Annotated in this window: 14 protein-coding genes; all 14 read left to right on the top strand. The window is 35.0% G+C overall.

What is annotated here, in order from left to right; genetic code table 11:
* Positions 1 to 266 precede the first annotated feature (266 nt).
* The 14 genes from CLV90_RS06710 to CLV90_RS06645 all read left to right on the top strand — a co-directional run bounded on the left by CLV90_RS06710 (position 267) and on the right by CLV90_RS06645 (position 24,001).
* Positions 267 to 4,499 (top strand): hybrid sensor histidine kinase/response regulator transcription factor, encoded by a 4,233-nt coding sequence (locus CLV90_RS06710; RefSeq protein ID WP_243835285.1) that lies wholly within the window; start codon positions 267 to 269, stop codon positions 4,497 to 4,499.
* A 155-nt stretch (positions 4,500 to 4,654) separates the two neighbouring features.
* Complete coding sequence (locus tag CLV90_RS06705) at positions 4,655 to 6,175, top strand: sulfatase-like hydrolase/transferase (protein ID WP_133686694.1); 1,521 nt, start codon at positions 4,655 to 4,657, stop codon at positions 6,173 to 6,175.
* 17 nt (positions 6,176 to 6,192) lie between these two features.
* Complete coding sequence (locus tag CLV90_RS06700; RefSeq protein ID WP_133686693.1) at positions 6,193 to 8,691, top strand: glycoside hydrolase family 2 TIM barrel-domain containing protein; 2,499 nt, start codon at positions 6,193 to 6,195, stop codon at positions 8,689 to 8,691.
* Positions 8,691 to 10,079, top strand: coding sequence for a sulfatase-like hydrolase/transferase (locus tag CLV90_RS06695; protein WP_133686692.1), 1,389 nt, complete (start codon positions 8,691 to 8,693; stop codon positions 10,077 to 10,079). Before CLV90_RS06700 ends, CLV90_RS06695 begins: the two co-directional genes overlap by 1 nt.
* A gap of 12 nt (positions 10,080 to 10,091) precedes the next feature.
* The gene (locus CLV90_RS06690) at positions 10,092 to 11,681 is read left to right on the top strand and encodes a sulfatase family protein (RefSeq protein WP_133686691.1); all 1,590 of its coding nucleotides are present in this window, start codon (positions 10,092 to 10,094) and stop codon (positions 11,679 to 11,681) included.
* 216 nt (positions 11,682 to 11,897) lie between these two features.
* The gene (locus CLV90_RS06685; protein ID WP_133686690.1) at positions 11,898 to 12,761 is read left to right on the top strand and encodes a family 16 glycosylhydrolase; all 864 of its coding nucleotides are present in this window, start codon (positions 11,898 to 11,900) and stop codon (positions 12,759 to 12,761) included.
* A gap of 11 nt (positions 12,762 to 12,772) precedes the next feature.
* A complete protein-coding gene (locus CLV90_RS06680; RefSeq protein ID WP_133686689.1) occupies positions 12,773 to 15,646 on the top strand; it encodes a glycoside hydrolase family 2 protein in 2,874 nt (957 codons plus the stop codon).
* A gap of 18 nt (positions 15,647 to 15,664) precedes the next feature.
* The gene (locus tag CLV90_RS06675; RefSeq protein WP_133686688.1) at positions 15,665 to 17,497 is read left to right on the top strand and encodes an arylsulfatase; all 1,833 of its coding nucleotides are present in this window, start codon (positions 15,665 to 15,667) and stop codon (positions 17,495 to 17,497) included.
* 108 nt (positions 17,498 to 17,605) lie between these two features.
* Positions 17,606 to 18,187 carry a Crp/Fnr family transcriptional regulator gene (locus CLV90_RS06670; protein ID WP_133686687.1) on the top strand — a complete coding sequence of 194 codons (582 nt, stop codon included), beginning with the start codon at positions 17,606 to 17,608 and terminating at the stop codon, positions 18,185 to 18,187.
* A 79-nt stretch (positions 18,188 to 18,266) separates the two neighbouring features.
* Complete coding sequence (locus tag CLV90_RS06665) at positions 18,267 to 18,755, top strand: GlcG/HbpS family heme-binding protein (protein ID WP_133686686.1); 489 nt, start codon at positions 18,267 to 18,269, stop codon at positions 18,753 to 18,755.
* A gap of 22 nt (positions 18,756 to 18,777) precedes the next feature.
* Positions 18,778 to 20,304, top strand: coding sequence for a Dabb family protein (locus CLV90_RS06660; protein WP_133686685.1), 1,527 nt, complete (start codon positions 18,778 to 18,780; stop codon positions 20,302 to 20,304).
* 13 nt (positions 20,305 to 20,317) lie between these two features.
* Positions 20,318 to 21,037, top strand: a complete 720-nt coding sequence (locus CLV90_RS06655; RefSeq protein WP_133686684.1) for a 3-ketoacyl-ACP reductase — start codon at positions 20,318 to 20,320, stop codon at positions 21,035 to 21,037.
* Positions 21,038 to 21,117: 80 nt separating this feature from the next.
* On the top strand, positions 21,118 to 22,761 hold the full coding sequence (locus tag CLV90_RS06650) for a sulfatase-like hydrolase/transferase (RefSeq protein ID WP_133686683.1): 1,644 nt from the start codon (positions 21,118 to 21,120) through the stop codon (positions 22,759 to 22,761).
* Positions 22,762 to 22,945: 184 nt separating this feature from the next.
* Complete coding sequence (locus CLV90_RS06645) at positions 22,946 to 24,001, top strand: LamG domain-containing protein (protein ID WP_133686682.1); 1,056 nt, start codon at positions 22,946 to 22,948, stop codon at positions 23,999 to 24,001.
* Positions 24,002 to 24,036 lie beyond the last annotated feature (35 nt).

The raw sequence follows: 24,036 nt of genomic DNA, 5'->3' as shown, positions 1-24,036 counted from the left end.
ACCGTAAAGTTCGTGTATAAAGCCATTTTGAATTATAGCAAATGATTTAAAAGCTAGAACATATGATGTTTAATAGGAAGCACTACTTTTAAGAATTAACGAATAACTACTGAAAATCAAACGCTTACAACAAAACACAATATAACTTATGTCTACCGTTAAAAAAATCAATCATAAAATTTCATAGCTTAATTGATATATTTGTTAGTATGACCTATCTCCCCTATAAATTGAGCTCCACTAGGAGTTCGCTATATGTAATCTTTATGCTGCTCTTCGGATTAGCACATATTTCTTACGCTCAAAATTCTTTAAAATTTGAACATTTAAATACAGAGAACGGATTATCGCAAAGCGATGTAAATACAATTATTCAAGATGATAACGGTTTTATGTGGTTTGGAACACATGATGGATTAAACAGATATGATGGTTATAATTTTACTGTTTTTAAACCAAACCCTGAAAAGCCGCACAGCATTAGCAGCAACTTAATTTGGAAAATAATTGATGACAGATCAGGTAATTTGTGGATTGGAACTACTGGCGGAGGGTTAAATTATTTTGACAAAAAAACCGAAAGATTTAAACAATATAAAAGTAACCCTAACAATGAATTTTCGATATCAAGCGATTATATCACCTTAGTATTTAATGATAGTGATAACAGACTTTGGGTAGGCACCACGAAAGGAATTGATATGGCCGACCTATCAAAGCCAACAGATTCATTAAAATTTGAACATTTCAACTTATATCAAAACAGCAATTCACCTACCAGAAACAGTAATAATGTAAACACTTTTTTCGAAGACAGTATGCACCAAATCTGGATCGGTGGCATAAATGGTCTTTCCAAGTTATCTAGAGATAATAATGGAGACATGTATTTTCAAGAAGTAAACGAAAAAATTAACTTACCAAACACGCAAGTAAAATCTATAGTTGAAGACACTTATGGGCATTTAATTTTAGGGACTGGCAACGGTCTGTATCGATTTTCTCCTAATAAAAAAGAGAATCAGTTACAGTTTTTCTATAGCGGCAATTTTAACACTATTTCAATAAATAACAATCATATTTGGGCAGGTACCGACGATGGTCTTTTCGAGTTTGCTAACCTATCTGAAACAAAATTACCCGAGTTAGTGGGCGAATACAAGTACGACCCAGAAAACCCTACTACTAGCTTAAGTAAAAATTCTGTAAAAGCACTACATATTGACCATACAGGAATTATCTGGATAGGTGTTAATGGAGGCGGAATCAACAAATTAGACCCCCAAAGAAAACAATTTTCACATATTAAAAAGAACCTTGAGCTAGGCAGTTTAAGTAATGATAAAATTAGAGCCATACGTGAAGACAGTAATGGAAATCTATGGATAGGTACCGAAGGTGGTGGTTTAAACCTATTAGGAAAAACAGATAAAGAAAGTGATTTTAATCAATTTCAACACTTTACCAAAATCAACAAGGTATTTGCTATTGAAGAAATACAATTAAAATCTGGAAACAAATTATTTGTAGGCGGAGAAAATGCGCCAGGGTTATTCGAAATAGATCTTGTAACTAATAAAAAAATTGGTACAGATGATCTAAAACCAATAACTCAGGTACCCAGTAGTGTATTTTCAATATTACAAGATAAAGATCGTAATGTTTGGATAGGCTTCTACAATGGCGGAATACAACGTTGGCTTATAAATGAGGATGGTGACACTTTTACCAAAGCTAATTTTAAATATATACCCAACAATGAAACCGGTATACCCAATAATATTATCAGAAATATTTTTCAAGATTCAAAGGGTGACATTTGGTTTGCTACCGGTAATGGTTTAGCAAAATTACCTTACAATCAAATTGATTCTAAGAATCCAAGATTCGTTAATTATAAGAATACACCTAACGATGAAACTACCATTAGCCATAACTACATTTTATCGGTTTTCGAAAGTAAGTCTAAAGACATATGGGTAGGTACTTTTGGTGGTGGTTTAAATAAGTTTATACCTGCAAAAGATGGTAAAACAGAACATTTTAAAACCTATTCCGAAAAAGAGGGTTTACCTAATAATGTTATAAAAGGAATTTTAGATGATAATCAGGGTAATTTATGGCTATCAACCAATAAAGGCATATCAAAATTTAATATTGACAAAGAAAAATTTCAAAATTACGATGTAAATGATGGCTTACAAAGCAACGAATTTAGCGAGCTAGCCGCCTTTAAAACCGAAGAAGGATTAATGCTTTTTGGGGGTGTTAACGGTCTTACCGCTTTCTACCCAGAAGATATTATAAGTAATAAAATAAAACCAGAAACGGTTTTAACCAACTTTTCTATCTTTAATAAACCTGTGGGTATTGACACCGAAACAAATGGTCGCGTTATTCTTGATCAATCTATAAATTCTATAGAAGAAATTGAATTAAAACATAATGAAAACAGCTTCTCTTTCGAGTTTGCGGCCTTGCATTATGCCGCTTCTAGTAAAAATAAATATGCTTATAAGTTAGATGGGTTTGATAAAGATTGGATATACACTTCTGCCGATAATAGGTTTGCCACATATACCAATCTTGAACCAGGTTCTTATATGTTACGCGTAAAAGCTTCTAACAACGATAACATTTGGGACGAAACTCCCGTTGAAATTAAAATAAAAGTAACGCCGCCATGGTGGCAAACTAACCTTGCTAAATTTGCGTATTTACTATTGACAATCGCATTGCTATATGCTTTTAGAAGGTTTACCATGATCAGATCTGCAGAGAAGCACCAGTTAGAACTTCGAAATTTAGAAAAAGATAAGAACGAAGAAATTCACCGATTAAAACTAGAGTTCTTTACCAATATATCTCATGAATTTAGAACTCCGCTAACACTTATAAAAGGTCCGTTGGACTATTTAATCAAAAAAGGAGGAAAAATTAGTCCTAAAGAAACAAAAGACCAATATGGGTTAATGCGAAAAAACACCGATTACCTACTACGTTTGGTAAATCAGTTATTAGATTTTAGAAAAATGGATCATGGTAAAATGAACCTAAATCTAAGTAAGAGTAATATTGCAGAGTTTTTAAAAGAAGTAGGTGAACCTTTTCAGTTTCTTAGTAGAAAAAAGAATATTGAATTCGAAATAAAATCTTCTAAAGATTCAATTTTATCATGGTTCGATCCAGATGCCGTTGAGAAAATTTGCAACAATTTACTTTCGAACGCCTTTAAATTTACACCTGAAGACGGTAACATTCTTTTTGAAATTTTCGATGGTAACGATTTTAACACACCAAAGGATATTGAGCTTACCGTTGACCAATCTAAATACATTGTTATTCAAGTAAAAGATTCTGGTCCCGGTATTCCTGCCCATAGACTACAACATATATTTGAACGCTTTTACACCGAAATAGGACTTACAACCCATGTAGATACCAAAGGAACGGGTATAGGACTCTCCTTTACCAAAAATCTTGTCGAATTACATCAAGGTATTATAAAAGTTAAGAGTGATTCTGAAACCGGCACTACCTTTTATGTTTGGTTACCCAAAGAAAAAGAAACCTTTGAAAAAACAAAAGAACTCAACTTTCATGAAGTTTTTGAGACCAATACTTTTATCAGTAAAGATGACGCCGACTCGCATGCTATAAGTTTTATGGATGACATCATTGACCAAAACATGACACGGTCTAGATCTAAACTTCCCTTACTACTGATCGTAGACGATAACTCAGATATAAGATCTTTTATTAAAAAGGGATTAGGAGAAAGCTATTATATCTACGAAGCCGAAAATGGCGAAAAAGGTTTAGAGTTAGCAAACAAGTTTATGCCAAACATTGTAATTACCGATCTGGTGATGCCAGTAATGGATGGTATTGAACTTTGTAATAAATTAAAAACCACACAAGAAACAAGTCACATTCCTGTGGTGATGCTAACCGCAAAAACATCTCAGGAAAAAGAAATCGAAGGTCTAAAAACTGGTGCAGACGCCTATATTAGAAAACCTTTTGATTTAGAGCTTTTAGAATTAAAACTTGCTAATATTTTAAAGGATCGTGAAGAACTACGTAAAAGATTCAATAGAGAAATAACATTACAGCCTAATGAAGTTACGGTAACCTCATCCGATGAAATATTTTTACAGAATGCAATTGAAATGGTAGAAAAACACATGATGAATTCTGAATTTAGTGTTGAAATGTTGGTGAAAGAAATGAATATGAGTAGAAGTAACTTGTATTTAAAAATAAAAGAATTGACCGGTCTATCATCAAGTGAATTTATTAGAAATATTCGATTAAAACGTGCTGTTCAGCTATTCGAAAAAAGTGATTTATCAGTAAAAGAAATTATGTATATGACCGGTTTTAATACCGCTTCGTACTTCTCAAAATGTTTCAAGAAACAGTTTGGGGTAATACCTAGCAAATACATCCGACTTAAAAAAACCGATGATATATCAAATGAAGAAATTGAAGGATAAAACATATGTTATTCTATAAAAACCATCTGTGACTGCTAAACAAAACTATAAAAGCCACATTTGTAGTGAGTGTTAGCTAAAAATTATTTGAGTTATTTATAATGCTCACTTCTGCCGAAGTGGGCATTATTTGTTTTAAAACCATCCATTAAGCAATGAAAATTACACTATACATTTTACTATTCTCAGTATTCATCTCTTGTGAAAGCGAGTCTAAAACAGCTAGCCAAAATTCAAAGCCTAACATTGTTTTTATTTTCACTGACGACCAAACCTATTCGTCAATACATGCATTAGGTAATTCAGAAATCATTACACCGAATATGGATGCTATGGTTCATGAGGGTACCACGTTTACAAATGCTTACAATATGGGCTCATGGAGCGGCGCTGTCTGCGCGGCGTCTAGAGCAATGATAATTTCTGGGCGCTCTGTTTGGAGGGCAAATACATTTCGAAAAAATTGGATTGCTAATGACTCTATCGATAAGACTTGGGGCAAGCTTTTGGAAAGTAATGGTTATGAAACCTATATGACCGGAAAATGGCATGTAGATGCTCCTGCACAGAAAGTTTTTATGCATACAGCACATATTCGTCCTGGAATGCCAAACGATGCATGGGACCACGAAACCATGGTTGCTAAGTTCGATTCACTTTCAAAAATTACGAATGCAAAATCAGCCGATATTATGCCCAATGGCTATAATCGCCCGCTTTCTATCAACGATACTACTTGGTCACCAACAAATACCGCTCATGGCGGATACTGGCAAGGCGGAAAACATTGGAGCGAAGTTTTAAAAGATGATGCCATTGGGTTTATAAATAAAGCTAAGGAAAGTGAAAAACCTTTTTTTATGTACTTGGCTTTCAATGCGCCTCATGATCCTAGGCAAGCTCCGCCAGAATATCAGAATATGTATGCAATTGAAGAAATGTCGGTACCGAAGAGCTTTATGCCCGAATACACCTACCGTCATGATATTGCTAATGGAGATAACCTTAGAGATGAAGCATTGGCACCCTTCCCTAGAACACAACTTGCCATAAAAACCCATACCAAAGAATATTACGCAAGTATTACCCATGTAGATGCGCAAATAGGAAAAATTATAGCATCATTAAAAAAATCTGGAAAGATGAACAATACCTATATCATATTTACGGCCGATCATGGTTTGGCTATGGGCAGACATGGTTTGTTGGGCAAGCAAAGCTTATTTGAGCATAGTATTAGACCACCAATGATCATTTTAGGTCCAGATATACCAAAAAATAAAAAAAGTAATGTAGATGTGTATTTACAAGATGCCATGGCTACTTCATTAGATATCGCAGGTATAGAAAAACCGTCATATATTGAATATCATAGTTTTCTGGATATTGCAAAAGGGAAAGAAACCAAAAGCAAATATGGTGCTATATACGGTGCATATTTAGACGTTCAAAGAATGATACGTAAAGATGGTTACAAATTAATGGTGTTTCCTAAAATCAAAAAAATACTCCTTTTCGATTTAAATGCTGACCCTGAAGAAATGAACGATATTTCTAATCTAGCTGAACAACAAGAAAGAATTAAATCGCTATTTCTAGACTTGCAACAATTACAGCAAGAAATGGATGATCCACTTGACATTACCGATTGCTATACTACAAACCTAACCGATTAACCATAGAAATTAAAGAAATGAAACTGTTCAAAATAGTAGTTTATAAGATAATTCTATTGGCGCTTTTAGTAACCTCTTGCCAGCCAAAAGAAGAAAAAGTTATTGAAGACATAGATTTTAATAAAGATTGGCTATTTGTCAAAGACACTATTGAAAATGGAGAAAGTATAACTTTAGAAGATAGCAATTGGAGAAAAGTAAATGTACCACATGATTGGGCTATAGAAATGCCTTTTGACAGTAGTAATAATGCCAGAAACGGTGGATTAACAATTGATGGAATTGCGTGGTACAGAAAACATTTTACCATAGAAAAAGAAAACGAGGACAAACAAATTTCAATTGAATTTGACGGAGTAATGGATAATTCAAAAGTATATATCAATGGTAATTTTGTTGGCAAAAGGCACTACGGGTATAGTGGTTTTGAATACTATTTAACACCTTATATTAAGTTTGGCGAAGACAATGTTATTGCTGTACAATTAGCACCAGAAGTACTGTCTGAACGCTGGTATCCTGGCGCGGGAATTTACAGAAATGTACGTTTAAAAATAAATAATGCAATACACATACCGCAATGGGGAACTTACATCACTACCCCAACTGCTACCTCAGAAAAAGCATTGGTAAAAGTTGAAACCAAAATAAAAAATGCTTCAGAAAGTGCGAAAGAAGTGACTTTAGAAACCACCATTTTAGATACCGAAAATAATAGCGTGGCCGTAAGCGCATCGCAAGTCTCTCTTTTAAAAAAATCTGAAAGCAAAGAAATTCAAGAAATTGAGGTTACAAACCCGAAATTATGGCATATTGGCAATCCCAATTTATACAAATCTATAAGTCGTGTTATCATAGACGGGCAAATTGTAGATGAATATGAAACCGAGTTTGGTATTAGACATATTGACTTTAAAAAAGAAGGTTTTTATTTAAACGGATCTGCTGTCGAGCTTAATGGGGTTTGCATGCATCATGATTTAGGACCGCTAGGTGCGGCAGTAAATTATAGGGCAACCGAACGCCAAATGCAGATTATGCAAGAAATGGGTGCTAATGCTTTACGAACAAGTCATAATCCGCCATCGCCAGAAATGCTTCAGGTATGCGATAGATTAGGAATTGTTGTCATTGACGAGGCTTTTGACGAGTGGAAAATACCGAAAGTGCCTAACGGATATAGCAATTATTTTGATGAATGGGCAGAAACAGATTTACGTGATATGATAAAAAGAGACCGTAATCACCCGTCGGTAATTATGTGGAGTATTGGTAATGAAATTTTAGAGCAAGCAAAACCTGACGGGTGGAAAACAGCAAAAATGCTAAATGATATTTGCCATGATGAAGATAACACAAGACCAACAACTGCCGGTTTTAATAACTATCCTGCTTCATTTACTAATAAATTGGCTTCACAGATTGATGTGGTAGGGGTTAATTACAAACCTTCTTACTATGACGAAATACGAAAACAGAATCCTGAAATGATTTTCTATGGTTCCGAAACCTCATCACAAACAAGCACTAGAGGGTTTTATGAAATTCCGCAGGCATACAATGTCAATAAAGAGACCAACCAAGTTTCTAGTTATGATGTTACTGTTGGTCCTAATTGGGCGTATGCACCAGATATTGAATTTGCGGCACAAGAGGCAAATCCACATTCTTTAGGCGAGTTTATTTGGACAGGTTTTGATTATTTAGGCGAACCAACACCTTATGGTGGTAGAGATAATTCTACCAACGGTTATTGGAACGACGATTGGCCATCTCATGCTTCTTATTTTGCACCGGTAGATTTATGCGGATTTCCAAAAGATAGATTCTATTTATACCAAAGTCAATGGACAACAGAACCTATGGTACATGTTTTACCACATTGGAATTGGGAAGGAAGAGAAGGACAGACCATACCGGTTTACGCCTACACCAATGCAGATGAAGTGGAGTTATTTGTAAACGGGAAGTCATTTGGCAAAAAAGTAAAAGGCAAAGATTTAACCGATGTCTTTACCGAATACAGAGGTTTCTTAGATTCAGGTTATGGATTTAAACGCGGAATTTACAAATCTAAATACCGACTGTCTTGGAACGTACCATACCAACCGGGCAGTATAAAAGTAGTTGCTTATAAAAACAATAAAGAAGTGGCAACCAAAGAAATAAAAACGGCAGGCAAAGCTGCTAAAATAACTTTGGTGGCTGATAGAAGCAGTATTGATGCTGATGGAAAGGATCTGTCTTTTATAACCGTAAGGGTTGAAGATAAAGATGGTAATTTATGTGCTAATGCAGATAACTTAGTAAATTTTGAAGTAACCGGTAATGGTGTTCTCGAAGCAGTTGGCAATGGAAATTCTGCCTCTTTAGAATCTTTTAAAGAAGACCGTATTAAATCTTTTTATGGCAAAAGCTTGGCTATATTAAAATCTACCGAAGCATCTGGCGAAATTAATATAACGGCAAGCTCACAAAATTTAAGTTCATCTACCATTACCATTAAATCGAAATAATGAACAAGAATTTTACCGCACTCTTTATTTTACTCTTAGCGATATTAAGTTTTAATACAGCAATTAGCCAAGAACGGCCAAATGTTATCGTAATTCTTACAGATGATCAAGGTTGGGCCGATGTGGGTTTTAATGGTGCTACCGATATACCCACCCCAAATTTAGATAGGCTTTCTAGAGAAGGAGTTATTTTTTCAAATGGTTATGTTTCTCATCCGTACTGCAGTCCGTCGAGAGCTGGTTTATTAACAGGTCGTTACCAAGCCCGTTTCGGTCATGATTGTAACATGCCCTATGACGGAGAAAACGATGCCAGTATTGGTACACCTTTATCTGAAAAAATGATTTCTGAAGCTTTAAAGAACCAGGGCTATAGAACTAGTGCAGTAGGAAAATGGCATATAGGTGATCATCCAGATTTGTACCCGCCAGCACAAGGTTTTGACCATTGGTTCGGATTTCCTGGTGGCGGAATGAACTATTGGGGGAAATCTAAAAATGAAATTCAGACTATTTACAGAAATAGAAAAGCAGTACCCGAAAATGAATTATCGTACTTAACAGATGACTTCACCGACGAAACAATTGCCTTTATTAATAAAAAAGATGACAAACCCTTTTTTATCTATTTGGCATATAACGCACCACATGCGCCTGATCACGCTACAAAAGAATATTTAGAAAAAACCAAACATATAGAATATGCCGGTAGAAGTATTTATGCCGCTATGGTAAATGCAGTAGATACCAACGTTGGTAGAATAGATTCAACTCTGGTTGCCAACAATATGAAGGAAAATACAATTTTAGTATTTTTAAGCGATAATGGTGGTAGAATTGAACATGCCGACAATAGACCTTATAGAGGTCATAAAGGCATGCTGTTCGAGGGCGGAATAAAAGTGCCTTTCTTTATCACCTGGCCCAATAAAATAAAAGGAAAGCAAACTTTTGACAACCCAGTTTCTTCTTTGGATCTTTTTCCTACCATTTTAAACGCTGCCGGTGGTAATTCAAAAAAAGAAACACAATTAGATGGTGTAGATTTACTACCCTACATTCTTAAAGAGCATAAAAAAAAACCTCATGAGACCTTATTTTGGCGATCATCAGGCAACTTTGAATATGCGGTTAGAAAAGGAAAATACAAGTTGTACAAAAGTGCTTATAAAAACAGTACTTTACTTTTCGATTTAGAAAATGACCAATTAGAGCGCTATGATATTGCATCGACAAATCCTGAAATTTGTATAAATTTAGAACAGGAATATAAAAAATGGGATGCAAAGAATATGGCACCGGGTTGGCTGGACCCTCATGCCAAAAACGTCATTAAAGAGGAAAAAAAATGGGAGCAAGACAGAAATAAATCACTAAAAAAGAATTAAAACAACAGAACAATGAATAAGATTTTAAGACCAAAAAGTAGTCTCTACAAACTTTGCCTATCACTTTTAGTATTAGGTATTATTAGCTGTAAGGATTCGGATAAAAAAGGTGCAACAGATGTTTCTATAGAGGCAGAAACTTCGGCACAACCAAATATTGTGGTTATTTACCTCGATGATTTAGGGTATGGTGATATAAGTGCCAATGGCGCTACTGAAATAAACACCCCAAACATTGATAATTTAGCCAATGGTGGTGTACGTTTTACAAATGGCTATGCAACATCTGCCACGTGTACGCCAAGCCGTTATGGACTTTTAACAGGAGTATACCCGTGGAGAAATAAAGACGCGCAAATATTACCCGGTACTGCACCATTAATTATTAGTACCGAACAGCAGACCGTACCAAAGATGTTAAAGAAACAAGGCTATGCTACAGGTATCGTTGGTAAATGGCACTTAGGGTTAGGTACAGGTAATGTAAACTGGAACGAGAGGGTATCTCCGGGTCCCAATGAAGTTGGTTTTGACTATTCTTATATTATGGCAGCTACCCAAGATCGCGTACCTACAGTCTATATAAAAGATGGTCATGTAGATGGTTTAGACCCTAATGACCCAATAGAAGTAGATTATGAGAACAATTATGACAACCAACCAACGGGTAAGGACAATCCTGAATTAACAAGTATGAAGTGGCATCATGGCCATAATAATAGCATTGTAAACGGTATACCAAGAATTGGCTTCATGAAAGGTGGAGAAGATGCAAAATGGAGCGATGTAGATATGGCTGATCACTTTTTAGAAAAAGCACAAGCCTATGTAAAGAACCATAAAAAAGAACCTTTCTTTCTATACTATGCACTGCAACAACCGCATGTACCAAGAACACCACATCCTCGTTTTGAAGGTAAATCTGGTATGGGACCACGTGGTGATGTCATTCTTGAAGCTGATTGGGTTATAGGTGAATTCATGAAAACATTGAAAGATGAGGGAATTTTAAAAAACGCCTTAATTATTTTTACAAGTGATAACGGTCCTGTTTTAAATGATGGCTATTATGATGACGCCGTTGAAAAATTAGGCAAACATACGCCTGCAGGTGGTCTAAGAGGCGGAAAGTATAGTTTATTTGATGCGGGAACCCATGTGCCATTCATTACGTATTGGAAAGGTACTATTGAGCCTTCAGTTTCAGACGCGCTAGTTTGTCAAGTAGATTTTCTTAGTTCGCTTGCAAGTTTAACGGGTAGTACCGAAAAAACAGATGATAGTGCTCAACTAATTGATGCACTATTAGGAAAGACAAAAACTGGTAGAACCGATTTAATTTTAGAAGCGAGTCAGAAAACAGCATTAAGAAGCGGCGATTGGATTATGATTCCGCCTTATAAAGGCAGCGCTTTTAATAATCAAGTTAAAATTGAATTGGGTGTTTCAGAATCATATCAACTTTACAATATAAAAGAAGATAGCGCACAAGAACATAACGTTGCAGAATCTAATCCTGAGAAATTGAAGGAAATGATGGCAACCTACCAAAAATTAAGAGGTACCGATAAAGTAGAAATTAAAGAATTAGAATTGAAATAATTTATATCAACCGAAACCAAAAAGGCTTTGAATTTACATTCAAAGCCTTTTTTTATGCCAATATCTCTCAAGTAAGACAACCTTATAAAGTGAATAAACTCCATTTATAGGCAACTATCGTTGTAATTAACCATATGTGTTAGCATTCCGTCCATCTCTAATTTAACAAGTTGCACTTATAGAATATTTTTATTTCAAATTTAAATAGTGAAGTAAATGAGGTTTGTAAAAATTCAATATGTTTTGGTATTGTTCTTTATAGCGACAAAGGTTATTGCTCAAGATCTAACCGTTCCACCAAAAAAATATGTCGATTCCGTTCAAATCGAAAAAAGTATTGTCAGAGAAAATTCTAACTACCCATTATCGGACCAACTTAATTCTAAAGATTGGAAACTATTAAAAAAATATTCTGATGAATTTAGTAGTGATCAATTGAATCAAAATAAATGGTTTCCAAATAACCCAAAATGGAAAGGAAGACCACCAACATATTTCCATAAATCAAACGTGAGTCAAATAAATGGGGAGTTAGTAATTAAGGTAAACCAACATGGAACTGAAAAATTACCAAAAGAGTTTACGCATTCAACAGGCTTTATAAAAAGTAAAAATAAATTTCTGTATGGATATTTTGAAGCTGAAGCTAAATTAATGGATGCGCCATGGGTTTCAGGTTTTTGGATGACGAACGTAGATAAAGATTGGTGGACCGAAATTGATATCTGTGAAAACGCACCCGGAGTTGAAAATAATCGCCATGATTTAAATTCAAATATCCATGTTTTTAAATCTCCAAAAGAACATGGGGATGTTAAAACACATTTCTCTAGGACCAAAAAATATTTTTTCCCAAAAGAACTACAAAAAGATTATCACGTTTGGGGGCTAGAATGGACAAAAGAATATATCCGTTTCTATATAGATGGCATACTATTTAGAGAGGCAAAAAACACACATTGGCATCAACCTTTAGAAGTCAATTTTAATTGTGAATCTAACAAGTGGTTTGGTGCATTACCTGATGAGAATAAGCTAAATGGAGAATATCACGTAAAATATTTTAGAGTTTGGAAATAGAAATAATAAAAATGAAAAAATTACAAACAATTATAATAGTCCTTTTATTGTCTTCATCTATAAAGGCACAACAATTACCAGAGGGTTTTAATGCCGGCGACAGAACAAAAACCAATTTAAATATCGGATGGAAATTTCATTTAGGCGATGTAACAAACTCACCTACTGCAATAGATTTTGATGATAGTAGCTGGAAAAATGTTTCTGTACCACATACACCACAGCTAGTTTCTTATGAAATGGATAGTATTAAAGAAACTTGGGTACAAGAGAAATATCTTCGAGATATCAGCTGGTACCGCAAAAAGATAACTATTAACGCCAAAAGCACAGACAAGGTATTTTTAGAATTCGAAGCAGTTCATAATGCCACAGAATTATGGGTGAATGGTACAAAAGTCGGCGAATACGCAGTCAATGGTTATGTGCCTTTTCATTTTGACATTACCGATTATGTTCATTTAGGAAAAGAAAACACCATTGCCGTTAAAGCAGATAACTCGTACAGCCAAGTTATTGCACCCGACCCAGATAGAACCGATTATGTAAAATTCGGTGGTTTGTACCGTGATGTATATTTAGTAACCACCAATAATTTGCACGTAAACTATAATTGGGAAGATTTTGATGCCGGTGTACATATAACAACACCTACAGTAAACAAACATAATGGCACGGTAACGATTAAAACTACTGTAAAAAATGAAAATTCTACCACCAAGAAAACTAAAATAATAACCAACGTAATTGACAAAGATGGTTACGTTATAAAGAAATTAATTTCTGAAATCGATATTGCAGCTAATGCAAAACATACGTTTAGGCAATCTGCAACCATTGAAGATGATTACCATTTATGGTCGCCAGACTCCCCTTACCTATACCGGGTAAATTCAATAATTTATGATGGCGATAGTCCTGCTGATTTTGTTGAGAATACATTCGGATTTAGAAAGTTTTCATTAGAAAAGGGAAAAGGCTTCGTTTTAAATGGAGAGCCATTGTTTTTGGTTGGTGCCAACCGTCACCAGAACTATCCTAATATCGGTGATGCCATACCAAACTCGTTTCATTATAACGAGGCACTACAGTACAAAAAGGCTGGTATGAATATCATTAGGCTCTCTCACTACACCCAAGATGATGCTTTTATACAGGCCTGCGACGAATTAGGCATCCTCATTTATGAAGAACCCTCTACATGGATCGAATGGGGTGGCGATACTTGGTTCGATAATTTAGAAAAGGCAACCAGAACTATGATCCGTAATCATAGAAATCACCCGTCTATTATTGTTTGGGGTGCTGGTATAAATCATAGAGGTCCCGTACCAAGAATGCAAACCGTGGCTAAAGAAGAAGATCCGTTTAGATTGACCGCCTCAGCCTCTGCCCCATGGGACGGACCTAAAAATGAAGGTATTACTGATGTGCATGCTACTATGGATTATAGAAGAACCGAATTCCCAGAAAGTGCTTTTACAATGGTAATGGAACATGGTAGTTCTCCCAATTCAGAAGTAAATCAATTTCATATATCAAGATATAAAGGCAATAAGAATAATTTTGCGGCAATTACATGGTTGGGTGCAGATTACAATCACTTACAACCCGATATTGTAGATGCGCAATGGTCGCGAGATTTTGTGACTACTTACGGCGTATTATCAGCTTATAGAGTCCCTAAACCTGTTTATTATTGGTATCAATCTGAATTGGTACCAAAACCTATTGTTCACATTGCAGATGAAACAGCCTCTAAAGATGGAAAAGTTCATGTATTCAGTAATTGTCAAGAAATAGCCTTGTACCATAATGGAGAATTAATCGGGAAACAAGTACCTGATAATGACCTTACCAAAATTAATCTTGACCATCCATCATTTACATTTAAATACAATTGGAAAGAAGGTAGCTTAAAAGCCATTGGTTATACAAATGGTGAAAAAGTAACCGAATTTACTAGGCATAAAGAAGGTAAGCCGCATCATATACAAGTAGCATATAATATTAATGATAAACCATTTTATGCAGAAGGATCAGATGTTCGTTTGGTTTACGCTTCTATATTAGATGAAAATGACAATGTGATAACTAGTGCTGATTATGACGTTCAATTTTCGATTTCGGGAGCTGGAGAACTCATAGATAACGGAAAAATTTATGCCAATCCGGCGCCAACATACAATGGCGTTGCGGCTATCTATGTAAAAGGAACCCAAGATTTGGGATCCATTACAGTTACGGCAAAAGCAACAGGTCTCAAATCTGGTAAAGCTACAATCAATACCGTAAAGTTTAACACCAACGAAATTGCCAATAATGCCAAACCGATATATGATTACCCCATTAGCAGAGTCGATATTGGGGGAGAAAAACAATTGGTACAATTTGAATGGAATGAATGGACAGGAAATACTGATAATGATTTAAACTACACCATTAAAGAAACGAATACTCAAGTAGAAATAAGCGCTGACGAAAAAATTAATTGGTTAGGTAATGGCACTAGTATGTTGGGTGATTTGAGTTTTGTAGGTACAGACGGCCTATTTGTTGAGAAAGGAGAAATTCATTTTAAATTACCCAATTTAAAAGCAGGTAGATATGCTTTAGAAACATTTCATCATGCAAGAAAAACGGATATTAAATTAACCAATGAAATAGAAGTTACTGTACATGATGCAGATGGTAGTTTCACTAGAACTTCAGATGACCATATTGTAAATTATTATGATAATAATAGTAGCGGTGAGCGTCAACCAATTTCTATTAATTCAACTTTAGAATCTGATGGTACTAACCCTGTTATTCTAAAGTTTAAAGGTAAAAATGAAAAAGGAAGCCTTTGGTTAAATGGTTTTGTTTTAAAACAAATTAAATAAATCAACCTAACTTTAAAAATGATGTATTCTAAGACAACACTATTTTTAATAATAAGTTTCATCATAGTAACTGCTTGTTCTGATAAAAAACATAAAGAGGTAAATACAAAAGAAATTTCAAAACCTAATGTTATTCTGGTCATTACAGATGATCAAGGTTATGGAGATTTGGGCGTTCACGGTAACAAGATCATTAAAACGCCGAATATAGATTCCTTTTATACAGAGAGTACCCATTTAACCAATTTTCATGTGGGTCCCACCTGTGCTCCTACCCGTTCAGGATTAATGACGGGCAGATATGCAAATAGTACAGGCGTTTGGCATACCGTTGGCGGTTGGTCGTTATTGCGTGAAAATGAAAAAACCTTAGCCGATATGTTTACCGAAGCAGGTTATAAAACTGGTGGTTTTGGTAAATGGCATTTAGGTGATAATTATCCTTTTAGACCAGAAGACCGTGGCTTTCAAGAAACAGTAATGCATGGTGGGGGTGGTGTACAACAAACACCCGACTATTGGAATAATACGTATTTCAACGACACCTATTTTCATAACGGAACACCTGAGAAATACGAGGGGTATTGTACCGATGTATTTTTTGATGAAGCTATAAAATTCATACAGACTAATAAAGACAAGCCGTTCTTTTGCTATTTAGCGCCCAATGCACCTCATGGTCCTTACAATGTACCTACAGCGTATTATGATTTATATAAAGATTTAGACGATAGTATTTTAGCAGATACCCAAAAACGCTTTTATGGAATGATTACGAATATCGATGACAATTTCGGAAAACTAAGAGCTAAATTGAGTGAACTGAAAATAGCCGATAATACCATATTGATTTTCATGACCGACAATGGCACCTCTGCAGGTTACTATAACAAAAAAGGAAAAATTACAGGCTTTAATAGCGGCATGAGAGGGACCAAAGGAAGCGAGTATGATGGCGGTCACCGAGTACCATTCTTTATTTATTGGAAAGACGGGCAAATAACTACGGCAAAAGATATAAATACCCTTACCGCACAAATAGACATCTTACCCACATTGGCAGAACTTTGTGGTATCGCATTACCGAAAGATCACTTGGCATTGAACGGAAAAAGCATTGTGCCCATTTTAATGGGAAAAGACACGGTACAAAATAGAATGTTAGTAACCGATTCTCAAAGAATTCAAAACCCTGAGAAATGGAAAAAATCGGCAGTCATGCAGGCAAATTGGCGTTTAGTAAATGGGAAAGAGCTTTACAATATTGAAAATGATCAAGGGCAAGAAAACGATATTGCATCTAAAAACCCACAAAAGGTCGAGGCTATGAAAGCTTTCTATGAAGAATGGTGGACAGAAGTTTCTAAAGACTTTAACGAAGAAATCTATTTTCAGATAGGATCTAAACAAGAAAATCCAATTACCCTTACAGCCCATGACGTACACGGACCTGAAACAATGCAACCTTGGAACCAGATTCAAATTAGAGAAGGTAAATCTGGTGCCGGTTATTGGAGTGTAAATATCGTTGAAGATGGTAATTACAAAGTATCCCTTAGAAGATATCCAATAGAATCTAATTTAGCTATAAACGCTACTACCCCCAAAATTTCAATTACTGACTTACCTGGTTTGGAAAAAGAAATTCCTGCGGGAAAAAATTTAGAGTATACCAAAGCCAACATCACTTTTGAAAATCAGATTACAACAGAAACTTCAATCAAAGATGGCGACACCTCAGCTGTATTCAACGTAACATTGAAAGCAGGGAAAACAAAATTATCAGCAAACTTTATTGATGCTCAAAATCAACCGAATGTTGCCTATTATGTGTATATCAAAAAAATATAAATTGAGAATGATACATACTATTGCACCAATTATTTAACACGCATAAAGCTTATAATAGTACTATTACATTAGATAATTATTGTACTACACGTGTAATTAGAATACAATATGATTTACGATTTATTAATTGAAAATATTACTAAAAATAGAGCAGTGTCGATTGCCGAAGCTGAAAAATTTTGTAGTTTTTTTAGTGCCAAAACTATTTCAAAAAGAGAATTTTTACTCAAGCAAGGCGAGTTTTGCAAATTTGAAGCGTTTGTAACTGAAGGGTGTTTTAGAGTTTTTTCATTAGATAAAAAAGGGAATGAAAATACATTATACTTTGCCGCTAAAGATTGGTGGCTGATGGATATAGATAGTTTTATGAACCACAAACCATCAGATTTAAATATTCAAGCTTTAGAAGACAGCAAGATTTTGATCATCTCTCAAGAAGACAAAACTACCCTTTATAATGAATTACCTATTGCTGAGAAATTTTTTCGAATCATGTTCCAAAAATCAATTGTGGCTTGGCAGCGAAGAGTGGTTAGAAACAACAGCTTAACAGCAAAAGAGCGCTATTATTATTTTACGACACGTTATCCTGAAATTGTTTTGAAACTTACGGATAGACAAATGGCAAGTTATTTAGGCATTACGCATGAGTTTTTGAGTAAAATAAAAAAACAAGATAAAATTCAATAATCATAATCGTGTTGAACTTGTTCAACAATTTTTTAGAAGTGATTTCCAATATTTGTAAGCTTAACTAATAAACGTAATTATGAACTTATTTAAGCAAATTAAAGTTTGGGTTATCGCACTGGCATTAACAACTATGTCAACTACAACTTATGCTCAAATTACAAATGACATTTCGCACGATGAAGCCTTTGAAATTCTTTTAGCCGCAAAGAAAAATGCTGAAGATTCAAATGTACTGGTAAACATTGCAGTGGTCGATGCAGGTGCAAATTTAAAAGCATTCATTCGAATGGATGAGTCATTTTTAGGCAGTATAGACGTAGCTATAAAAAAAGCAAAGACAGCAAGATATTTTGATATTGACACAGGTGAATTGGGCGAATTAACCCAACCAGGTGGTATTATTTACAATATTGAGCATTCTAATGGTGGTCTAATGACTTTTCCTGGCGGCTTACCTATTAAAAATAAAGACGGTAAAATTATTGGAGCCATCGGTGTAAGCGGCGGAACAATAGAACAAGATAGAGCAATAGCTACAGCAGGAGCAAAATCAATAGTAGACTAATTATTCACAAAGAACCTCAATTATGAAAATAATAAAATATTTTGCACTAATCATCATCATGGCATTTTCGCAATTAAACCTTGCTCAAGTTTCAGATGATATAATGCTCGTTAGAAAAGACTTCAAAAGCATCACCGGAAAAAACACAGTTTCGGTGACTAGCTACGAAAAAAACGGAATTCATCTTGTTTATGCTGGTGGCGTAGGTAATGTAGATGTATATAGTTTAAATGAAGACGGTATACTTACACCAATTAGCAATCACGAATTGCATATGCAAACAGGACCAGCAAGAGGTATGGTTGCCGATAACATTAATGGAACGGACTTCCTTTTTGTGGCAAACAAACATGGTAATGTTATAGAAACCTTTAAAATTTTAGACAACGGATCTTTAGACCGTGTTTCTCTCGTTGAAGATACCGATGATACCTATTTGGGCATTGCAATTACCTTACAAGTAATACATATGAAAAATGCATCATATCTTTTTATTGGTGGCTTAGAAGAAACACCTGGCTTGAGTAGTTTCAAAATACAGAACGATGGAAAACTAACGCATGTGCAATCTATGAAAGATGATGAAACCATACACACTGATGGAATTATTGGCATGTTCATACACAAAATAAAGGGTAAAACCTTTTTATACACAGGAGGTTTTCAAGACAATGGCGTAAGTAGTTTCAGAGTCTATGATGACGGAACTTTCAAGAATATAAATAATATTAGCGATAATAATACAGATAGATATTTAACAGGAGCTTACCCAGTAACAGGGGTAACCCTAGGCGATAATAAATATATAATTGTAGGTCATAGACATCACAAATATTACGAACGAAATGGCTTTATTAAAAAAACAGACTTTGTTTATCATGGGGATGGTGTAAGCGTATTTAAAGTGAATAAAAAAGGAGCTTTAGTACCACATTTTGTTCTTAAGGATGATGAAACCACCAAATTACAAGGCCAAACTAGAATAGAAATTGTTTCAACCGATAATAACGAAGCTGTTTTAGCAGTTGGCACAAGAGACGATGCGAGTATTCAATTATTAAAATTAAACGAAGCTGGCGTTCTTAGTCCTATCAATTATTTAGAAACAGGATATTCGATTTATTACGGGTTACGCTCTCATAAAATTGGAGATGACAACTTTTTAATTGCCGGTTCTTTTCGTTTTGATTTAGGAAAAATAGTCTCTTATAAAATTTCACCGAAAATTAATAGAGAAGGCAAGGTTTTGAGACATATCGTAAATCTTAAATATAAAGAAGAAGCTACCGAAGCTCAAGTTGACGAAGCGGTTGAAACCTTTTTACAGTTACAGAATGAAATACCAGAAATAGCCAACATCGAATGGGGTGTTAATGACAGTGAAGAAGGTGCCAGTAATGGTTTTACACATACGTTTACAATCACCTTTAATGATGAACATGCTAGAGAAATATATCTATTTCACAAAGCACATTTAGACTTAGTTAAAAAGGTAGGTCCAATAATAGGTGGTGCTTTTATTATGGATTATTGGACAACAACAAATTAATTTTGAAAGAGAAATGGAAAACTTAAAAAATAAAAAAGCCATCATTACAGGTGGTGGTAGAGGTCTTGGTAAAGCGACGGCAATAGCATTTGCCAAAGAAGGTATTGATGTAGCCATTACTGGCAGAACAGAAAGTACATTAAAAGAAACCGTTTCAGAAATAGAAGCTCTGGGTGTTAGCGCTACTTATGCGGTATTCGATGTAAGCAATTATGAGGATGTTAAAACAAGTATTAAAAACCTCATAAACACATTAGGAGGTGTCGATATTTTGGTTAATAACGCAGGTATAGGGGGCTTTGGATCATTTAATGAGATGCCGGTTGACCAATGGTCTCAAATTATACAGACCAATCTTATGGGTATGTATTATGTGACTAAAGAAGTTTTGCCGTATTTAATTGCTAAAAATGAAGGCGATATTATTAATGTGTCTTCTACAGCAGGATTAACCGGAAATGCAACTACATCAGCCTATTCAGCATCAAAATTTGCAGTTATTGGCATGTCTGAATCATTGATGAAAGAAGTACGTAAAAACAATATTAGGGTTGTTACATTAACCCCAAGCACCATAGAATCTGATATGTCAATTGAAGCAGGTATTGCAGAAAAGGGTTCAGAAGATAGCGTTTTACAACCCGAAGATTTTGCTGAATTGATTCTTGGCGGTTTAAAATTACCGAGAAGAGCAATGCTAAAAAGTGCATCTTTATGGTCTACGAATCCTTAAAATAATTGCAATTGGTTAAGTAATCTTCAAAATTACTTAACCAATACCTTATGTAATAATCATCCTACAAAAAAATGAAAATGAAAAAAACGTTTCTGTTCCTTTTCCTATTAGCTACCATAGTTAAGGCGCAAGACCGACCTAATATTGTTTTCATTTTAACCGATGACCAGTCGTATGACCTGTTAGGTTGCACAGGTAACCCAATTGTTCAGACCCCTAATATTGATAACATTGCACAAGAAGGCATACTGTTTACAAACGCACATGTTACCAGTGCCATTTGTACACCAAGTAGAATATCTATTTTATTAAGTCAATACGAACGCAAGCACGGTGTAAATTTCAATTCTGGCACAAGTGTTTCAGATACTGCTTGGGCAAACTCTTATCCTGTTATAATGCGCGATAATGGCTATTATACCGGCTGGGTAGGTAAAAATCATGCGCCTATTGGTAATGGTGGGTATGACAGCGGACTGATGGAAAAGAGTTTTGATTATTGGTATGCGGGGCATGGCCATTTAGGTTTCTATCCGAAAGACAATCATTCTATTTTTAATGATGCCATAGCATTTACGCAACCTGAAATTATTAATGAAGGTGTAAATGAATTTTTAGATATAAATGCCAGAAAATTAAAAGGTGCCGTTCATTTTTTAGAAAACAGACCTAAGAAAAAACCATTTATGCTTTCTATCAATTTTAATTTACCCCATGGCGCCGGTACCCGTTCTATGAAATTAAAAGAAACTGATGATACTATTTACAAAACCATGTATCGTGACATTGACCTTCCTCTTCCTGAAAATTACATTGCAAAGGCAGATATAAAAACACCTAAACTGCCTGCAGATCTTCTTAAAACTGAAGACAGGCAAGAAGGATATAATTATGTAGATAATCCTAAGGATAAGAAGGAACGTTACATAAGAGAATTAGAGGCCATGACGGGCATAGATAGATTAGTGGGCAATCTTAGAGATAAACTTAAAGAACTGAAACTTGATAAAAATACCATTATCATTTTCACTTCGGACCATGGCTTATTTGGTGGTGAACAAGGTTTAGGCGGTAAGGCGCTTTGTTATGAGCAAACTACACATGTACCTATAATTGTTTTTGATCCCAATGCAACTAGAAAACAAAGAGGTCTAAAAAGCGATGCCTTAGTGCAAACTATTGATATAGCACCAACAATGCTTGCCTATGCAGATATTAAAGCTCCAGAAACCTTTCAAGGTGCAGATATCTCTAGTTTAATTAAAGGTTCAAAAATTGAAGTTCGAGATTATGTATTTACCGAAAACTTATGGTCTACACATTTTGGAAACCCTAGGTGTGAATCGGTTCAGAATAAAGAATGGAAATATATTAGATATTACAAGAACAATAATTTCTCTGCTTCAAAAGAAATTAAATATGCTAAAGAAATAGGTATACCTGTCAATGAAATGCTCTATAATATGCACGACCCGCAAATTGCCATTTATCGAGATTACATTGATGCTCCTTTACATGGAGAACAACCTGTTTATGAAGAATTGTATAACCTAAAAGAAGATTCTAACGAACTTCATAACTTAGCCGACAGACCTGAACATTCTAAAATTCTAGAAAATCTGAAAGCCCAATGGAAAACAGAAATTACTGCAGCTAGAGGTAGCGGCAAACCACAGGTTTTAAGATACACCAATGATGCTTACCCAAATGCAAAACATTAAGGCATATACCGAACAATAGCTATAAACTAATCATTTGCTCAAATGTCATTGGAGTTATTTTACTTCAAAGAAAGTACTTTATAAAAGTATAACGAATGTTTTAAAAACCATATGTGTTATACTTCTGAACATATAATGGTTGAACCAAAATCTATTCAGATTAATTTTATAAAAAAATCAGATTATGTCCGAAACTATAAAAGTACTATCCCTATTTTTTACGATTCTCATTTTTGCTTGCAGTAGTTCTGATTCCATTGATAATGCAGTTATTGAAGAAATCGAAGTAACGCAAGAAGAAGAAATTGAGGCTCCGGTTGAAGAAATAGAACCAGATAGTACTCCGAAACCAACTTTTACAGAAAACCAAGATCCAAAACCAGAAGATAAAAAATGGGTCAAAGTTGATGGACTTTCTGATGAATTCGATAGTAACGAATTAGACGCCGATAAATGGAACCCGACTCCAGAATTTATTTGGAACGGTCAAGATCGAGGTTGGTACGGATCAGGCAGATCTCTTTTTGAAGCCGATAATGTTAGCACGGGCGATGGTTATTTAAGAATAAAAGGAGAGAAATTTGATAGCCCAAAATATTCACCTAAAGACAATACCAACGAACCCTCAGAACGCAGGTATGGCGGAGCATATATTTATGGTAAAACCTTAGCAGAGCCGGGCTATTATATTGAAGCACGTATGAAAGCTAGTAAAACGGCGATGTCTGCTGCATTTTGGTTAAAATCTGAAACCAAACCATGTACAGAAAACTTTAATGATGGTGAAAATCTTGAGATAGACATACAAGAATGTGTAGGTGTTTTTACTGGTGAATTAGGTGATGATTGGACAAACGATGATTGGGCAGTAACCTCTGATTGGGATAAAATATTTCATTACAATACCCATAGACATAATAGCCCTTGTAACAATATTGGAGCAAGACAGACAAAAGGAGGTAAAAGTAATTTTGAAAAAAACAATTCTGAAGAGTTTCATATTTACGCTGCCTATTGGTACGCAGACGGCAGTAAAGTTGATTTTTATATTGATGGAGCCTTAGAAGAGTCTGTTACGCCTGTCATTCCTTTCAATGGAGCACTAAGGTTAATTATGTCAAGTAATTTCTATGATTGGATCGAAGAAACTACAGCGCAAGAAATGGGTTTTGAACAACCTTTAGAAGAGCGTTACACAAAATTTGATTGGGTTAGGGTTTGGAAACTTGAAGACATTTAATTTAGCGTTTGCGAAAGATGACAAGCGAAAAAATT

This window comes from Maribacter spongiicola (genome assembly GCF_004364165.1).
In the GTDB taxonomy this organism is placed as follows: Bacteria; Bacteroidota; Bacteroidia; order Flavobacteriales; family Flavobacteriaceae; genus Maribacter; species Maribacter spongiicola.
This window is presented reverse-complemented; position numbering and strand designations above follow the sequence as displayed.